At 64.0% G+C, this 1272-nt stretch carries 1 protein-coding gene; it reads right to left on the bottom strand.

Annotation, left to right across the window (positions count from 1 at the left end; genetic code table 11):
* Positions 1–18 precede the first annotated feature (18 nt).
* Positions 19–1208 (bottom strand): IS3 family transposase gene (locus ACO2Q4_RS23585; RefSeq protein WP_311761869.1). Its coding sequence is split into 2 segments (ribosomal slippage): positions 19–947 and positions 947–1208, totalling 1191 coding nucleotides; the frame shifts between segments, so codons are not numbered across the junction.
* Between the last annotated feature and the right edge of the window lie 64 nt (positions 1209–1272).

Genomic DNA, 1272 nt, shown 5'->3' with positions numbered 1-1272 from the left:
TGACCTGCCACTGAACTGTCATCCAGTCGGAACCAGAGCCCGTTTGGTTGATACGCCTTCCGGCGCAGGTGGAGCAACCGATATCCGCGCGGAGCTTTCAGATCGCGCAGCGCGGCTGTCGGCTGCGGTGAACAGGCGCTCGGCGAACGCCTTGGGCGTATCGTAGCCAAGCGCCGAGTGGGGGCGCGCCTCGTTGAAGTCGGTGGCCCAGGCCCGGATCACGGCCCGCGCGTGGGCCATGTTGCGGAACATCGTCTCATTGAGAAGCTCGTCGCGCATGCGCCCGTTGAAGCTCTCGACGAAGCCGTTCTGCATCGGCTTGCCCGGCGCGATGTAATGCCATTCGATGCCGCGTTCGGCGGCAAAGGTTAAGATCGCGTTACTGGTGAGTTCGGTGCCATTGTCGCTGATGATCATCTCCGGCCTGCCACGCCGCTCGATCAAATCCTCCAGTTCCCGTGCCACCCGTCGCCCCGAGATCGAGGTGTCCGGGATCGCCGCAAGGCATTCCCGGGTCACGTCGTCCACGACGTTGAGGATGCGGAACCGACGCCCGCAGGCGAGCTGGTCATGGACGAAATCCAGCGACCCGCGCGCATTGGGCCGCGCCTCGACCAGGATCTGGGTCCGCGTCCCAACAGCCTTACGCCGGGCGCGCCGCTTGCGCACCGTCAGCCCTTCCTCGCGGTAGAGACGATAGATCCGGTTGATCCCCGAAGGCTCACCGTCGCGACGCAGCAGCACGAACAGACGCCGATAGCCGAACCGGCGCCGCATGTTCGCCAGATCGTGCAACTTGGCCCGCAGCTCGGTATCCGCGGGACGACAGGAGCGGTAGCGGATCATCTTGCGATCCGCCCCGACAAGACGGCAGGCCCGCCGTTCCGACAGGCCCAGCTCGGCCTGAAGATGCGCAACGGCAGCACGCTTCACGGCGGGCCCTACCATTTTTTTGAGAGCAGTTCCTTCATCGCCGCCGCGTCGAGCATCTGCTCGGCCAACAGTTTCTTCAGCTTCGCGTTCTCGTCCTCAAGCGCCTTCAGCCGCTTGGCATCCGACACCGTCATGCCGCCGAACTTCGCCTTCCAGGCGTAGAACGTGCCTTCCGACATGCCGTGCTTGCGGCACAGGTCCGCGCACTTCACCCCAGCCTCATGCTCGGCCAGGATGCCGATGATCTGCTCTTCGCTGTATCTTGATCGCTTCATTGTCCGTCCCTTCGGTGGGTCGGACTCTAATCGCCGGTGGAGGAAAAATCCCGTGGCAGGTCAA

The organism is Paracoccus sp. KR1-242 (assembly GCF_049446195.1).
GTDB classification, from domain to species: domain Bacteria; phylum Pseudomonadota; class Alphaproteobacteria; order Rhodobacterales; family Rhodobacteraceae; genus Paracoccus; species Paracoccus broussonetiae.
The sequence above is the reverse complement of the archived record's forward strand: the minus strand, read 5'-3'. Positions and strand labels throughout refer to the sequence as shown.